This is a genomic window from Gardnerella vaginalis, assembly GCF_001563665.1.
Classification (GTDB): Bacteria; Actinomycetota; Actinomycetes; order Actinomycetales; family Bifidobacteriaceae; genus Bifidobacterium; species Bifidobacterium vaginale_A.
In genome coordinates, this window is record NZ_KQ961864.1 from 1 (window position 1) to 4,955 (window position 4,955).

Genomic DNA, 4,955 nt, shown 5'->3' on the forward strand with positions numbered 1-4,955 from the left:
GCCTGCTGCTTAATATTTTCTTGTATTCTCACATTCACATTCGCTGTCTTAGTAACTGCCATATCAATCAACCTCAATACACACATCATAAAATACTGTATCGCATATTGCAACACATTTGCACGAATGGGATTTTTTGACTGTCATACACGATTTTTATGTTCGCATTACTGCATCAGATAGTACGATCAAGCGCCGTGACGGTGGGAAGCACCACTTATTTTTCTCGTTTGAGTTTGAACATAAAAATAGCAGATAAAGGGAAGGAAATGAATTTACACCAAAGTTAGAACTTGACCTATGAAATAATTAATCGTTCCATTTTCAATCAATATATAAAGACCGAGTCCAATAAACACGACAGGTACAATTACTTTTTCGTACTTTTCCACAGTCTCTCCGATAGCAGAAATTGAGGCGAGATTTTGAGATAATTTGCATAGAACCAAAATTCCTAATGCAAATATTACTAAACTTATACTAATCTCAATCAAACTCTTTCCTGTAAAATAGGGGATATAAATTCCTAAATTATCTCCACCCATTGCCACTGTTAAACTTGTAAATGCTAAGATTTTTGATCCATTTCCGGTAATTTTCCCCTCGATATCTTCTTCATCAATATCTTCATCCACAAAAATTGCTCTTATACCAAGACCTAGCGGAATTAGACCAAGGAGTCCGATAATCCAATCTTGTGGAATAAAATTTAAAAAGTAAGCGGCAATAAGACTAGCCAGTACAAGCAGTCCTGTACCTAAATACTGCCCTACATAAATTGATTTCAAACCTTTCTTTCCTTGACTAGCGAATAAAATAGTCAAAACAACTAAGTAGTCAATGGATGTAGAGACAAAAACTAATAAAGCGGATACTATTGTTTCCATTATTTCTCCTTTCAAAATGTTAAATTTTTTAGACAAGGGGGTGCAAAGTGGCGAATCGACTTGAATGGGCGCTTTGACAGAGCTTGAAATTGCATAACGCATTTCAAGCTCCTTCAAAGCGTGATTTGGCTCAAATGTAAAGTCCAGTGGACTTTACATGCCAAATCAGCCGAACGGCTACTAATAGCCGTGAGGAATAACATAATTCGCGAATGCACTTCGATTCGCTGAGCTTGCTCAAAGTTGAAAGCACAGTGTGCTTTCAACGCAAGCGAAGTACGTTAACATCCTGTACACTCAACCTTATAGCGTAGACATGTTCCCTCACACAGCCAAACTGCGCTCAAAAACCGCGAGAACCCAGCTTAAAGCCGCCACTCACTAAACCTTTTAACGATAGCCCTCGCTAAGCCTTGCTACACAAGAGCAAACTTGCACCCACCTATTAAGCCCTTGACATCAATACGACACTCTCCACGTGGATTGAGAGAACGGGTAGTATAGCTACACTTTTTTGAGTGCACACTATGGATATTGGGTGCACTTTTTAACAATAGGAAAAGCTATCGTTAAAAGGTTTAAGATTGGCTTAATAGCTTGATTCTTGAGTGCAAAATATTACTATTTCTTCTTATAACCTACAGCAACATTACCTGCTTTATTAAGTCCTGGTACTTTAAGAACATCAGAACTTGACTTATCTTTTAAATCAAATTTCCCAACTAAAAATAAAGCTTTAAGTCCTGTACCAGGTAAATTGAACGATGATTCAACTAATTTGATTGGCTTATCTCCAAGAGTGACTTTAGACAAATCATAATTAGAATCAAGAATGTCTCGTGACACAAAGAGATACAACTTATCTTTATTCATATAGTTTTCTAGTATACGAAACTCTTCTTGAGATGCCGCTACTGTTTCCCAATGATACGACGCAAGCTTATTGCAATTTTTTAATTGATTCACTTTCAGACAGTATCCTCATTTGTTCAATAGCTATTGCATTTAATTTCTCCAATCTTTCAGATTGACTCATACCTTCATTTATAAATACCGCATTAAGATTCTCAAGATTAGAAAGGCAAACAAGCTGAGATATATCTGCATAATCTCTAATATTGCCTTTTAAATCCGGATTTTCATCACGCCACTCTTTAGCTGTTATTCCAAATAAAGAAACATTAAGAATATCCGCTTCATTTGCATAAATAAAATTGATTTTTTCTTTTGAAAGTTTATCTGGTACAAGTTTGTTCTTAATGGCATTTGTGTGAATTCTATAATTTATTTTTGCCAAATTTCTTTTAATATCCCATCCTAACTTCTTCTGTTCTTCTTCCTTTAAACGTTCAAATTCTTTGATTAAATATAATTTAAAGTATGGCGATACCCAAGAAGCAAACTCAAACGCTATATCTTTATGAGCATAAGTTCCACCATATCTTCCCGCTCTAGCAACGATACCGATAAAATTGATTTCCCCACCCATTGCTTAACAGATAATATAAAACGGTTAAGTCCTGCTTCATTTTTAATTCCCTCGAATTCGGTGGAATTAAAATTCGTGTTATACATTTCTTCCCAAATACCTAAAAACTCTATCGTATTCTTATTCCTAAGCCACTTTTCAATCAAAGCAGAACCGTTATCAATATTTCTAACCATATCCGTTAAAGAAATATAATCTCTATTGTCAATGGCAATAATACTGATTTCTGAACCTTCAACATTTATTTTAGACACGTAATCACCTCTCAATCATCCAATTTCACACATTTAGCAAATCATAGAAAGTACGCTCATCAATAATTTCTATATCTTGCCCCTCAAGCTTGAGCTTTTCCGCTTTCTTATGCTTTGAAGACTTCTCACCTTTAAGAATTGCATTGTAATCATTGTCACCAAGGATCAGACAGTTCGTCTGCTTAGTCACACTATTATCTAAGACACCGCCGAGATTCACTACAATCTGCTTAGCATCTTTTCGAAGCATTTTCTCAAGCTTACCGGTGAAAACCACGTGCCGATTATAGAAAAATCCATCTTTATCAACAACCACTTCATCAGGCTTAATTGCTTTGATATCTATCCCTTTACCACCGTGACTTCCGCTAACAGGCCATAAATCTTCAATTACTAGATTCTTCTCAGCCATGCGTGTTTTAACAGCATCATATAATTCTTTCGTTGATGTGCAGTCTGATAAAGCACGGTGTTCATTATTGTGTAATCCTAAGTAGTCAGTTAAATCGGAGAGTCTGTGATGTTTCAGCTCAGGATACAGTTTTCTTGCAAATTGCATCGTATCCATATACCGGTTAGTCAGTTGTTCCTTAAAGCCTTCATTCAAAAAGCGCATATCAAAAGAAGTCCTATGACCAAGGATAATGTCATCACCTATGAACGAAAGCACAGACGTTTTCACACTGTCTATAGATGGCATACCTTCCAGCATGTCATTAGTTATTCCTGTTAATGCTGTAATAAAACCGTCTACTTCTATACTCGGTTTAATCAGCTGATCATAACGGTCTACTATCTCATTATTTCTAACTTTTAAGATACCAATCTCAATAATCTCATTATAATACGCAGAAAAGCCGGTCGTTTCGGTATCTAGCACACAGTAATCATCAATGAGTTGCTTAGTGTAATTTGAGTTTGAATTGGACATGAAAGCACCTCCTTCATCTATTGAAATGAGCTTTTACAAATTTATCTTCTAATACTCATTATATCTTGAAAGCTAAGTGCCTTAAACATAAAAACAGGTCGATTTTAATCCTCGACCTGCTGTTTTAACTATTATCCCACCCTCATATAAAAGTAACTCTCATTTAAATCTCATCATATTTCTTTTTTAATTTATCCATATTATCAAGGTCAATCCACTCCTCGCTAAAACCACAGGCAGTGCAAATATACCTATCAACAGGTACTGCCGACATAATTGTATGGCCAGTCATAATATTATTTCCAGTCCCATAAGCCCCAGCAGATCCAGGCACAAATATAATTTCACTTCCCCCACACTTTGGGCATTTTTTCGTATTTTTCATAAATCCTCCTTTTTAATCTAATAATGTTCTTTTTATTGTTTTGAAAAATTTCATAAAAATAGGAAGGAACACATACATATACATCAGGTATATATTTCTGCCAATTAAAAATTCTACGTGAAAAGAGACAGAACTACATTGTCTGTCTGTTTGTTTGTCAAAGATTTTGCCAGTTTTTTCATGGCTTGTCAACCTTTTATGCTAGCTTTTCTTGAGTTAATTATACAAGAAAAATCTATATTGACTAGCCTTCATATATTGTATATTTGTTATTTACTCGTCTATTTTCATTACACTCCTATCAAGGAAGATAATATCAACCTTTCCATCTTGATGCACGGTTAGATAGTCAACCATGATAAGTCAGACGTTTTCATCGAGCACTACTAACAAGTCCTGCTTTTTCAAGTCCTCGATAAAATATTCAACCTCGTCACGCCTCGCTTGCTTGTCGACAATGCTAGCTTTTACTTCCTTAAGGCTTGATTCTACAGTATTAAACCTGTTCACTAGACTCGTATATTTTCCTCATACTCATCCTGGTTCTGCAATTTCCGTGCATTTTCATTGATACAGTTGTTAATCTTTTAACGATTACCCTAACTAATCACCGGCTAAACAGGACAGACATTGAGCCTGACCTTAAGATTCATAAAAAGAAGTGACTATTACTGACAGAAATCAGTAATAGCCACCCAACGTGAGATATTCAACTATTGACTTGAACCAAACAAAATTCAATCAGTCTTTCGAAGGACAGTCTTAAGCGAAATCACTGTGACACCAATAGCAAAAGAGGTAAAACCAATTCTAATAGCAAGTGTGCCATCCCATATTAAGGCAACCAGCATCGCGATTAAGGCAACCGTCAAGCCGAACATCGCTACTTCACGGCAAAAACGAACGAGCTTGTCCATTCCTTAAACACCTCCTCGTACACATACTAATAATCAGGTTTCATTTTACCTTTTGAGCTATATTTTCCCACTTCACAGGGTGGGTGCAAAGT

General features: G+C 35.9%; 4 protein-coding genes and 4 pseudogenes. All 8 read right to left on the bottom strand.

Annotation, left to right across the window (positions count from 1 at the left end; genetic code table 11):
- Positions 1-62 (bottom strand): annotated as a pseudogene (locus HMPREF3230_RS03300) (type II toxin-antitoxin system antitoxin, RelB/DinJ family); the annotation flags it as partial.
- Between the two features lie 213 nt (positions 63-275).
- Positions 276-887, bottom strand: coding sequence for a CadD family cadmium resistance transporter (locus tag HMPREF3230_RS03305; RefSeq protein ID WP_075523548.1), 612 nt, complete (start codon positions 885-887; stop codon positions 276-278).
- Positions 888-1,508: 621 nt separating this feature from the next.
- Positions 1,509-1,829 (bottom strand): annotated as a pseudogene (locus HMPREF3230_RS03310) (hypothetical protein); the annotation flags it as partial.
- Positions 1,828-2,630 (bottom strand): annotated as a pseudogene (locus HMPREF3230_RS03315) (KilA-N domain-containing protein). The pseudogenes HMPREF3230_RS03315 and HMPREF3230_RS03310, both read right to left, overlap by 2 nt.
- Positions 2,631-2,655: 25 nt before the next feature.
- A complete protein-coding gene (locus tag HMPREF3230_RS03320) occupies positions 2,656-3,561 on the bottom strand; it encodes a BRCT domain-containing protein (protein ID WP_064623273.1) in 906 nt (301 codons plus the stop codon).
- Between the two features lie 163 nt (positions 3,562-3,724).
- A complete protein-coding gene (locus HMPREF3230_RS03325; RefSeq protein ID WP_016635346.1) occupies positions 3,725-3,946 on the bottom strand; it encodes a hypothetical protein in 222 nt (73 codons plus the stop codon).
- Between the two features lie 273 nt (positions 3,947-4,219).
- Positions 4,220-4,497, bottom strand: a pseudogene (locus tag HMPREF3230_RS06680) (hypothetical protein).
- A gap of 186 nt (positions 4,498-4,683) precedes the next feature.
- Positions 4,684-4,863, bottom strand: a complete 180-nt coding sequence (locus tag HMPREF3230_RS03335; protein ID WP_075523547.1) for a hypothetical protein — start codon at positions 4,861-4,863, stop codon at positions 4,684-4,686.
- Positions 4,864-4,955: the final 92 nt, after the last annotated feature.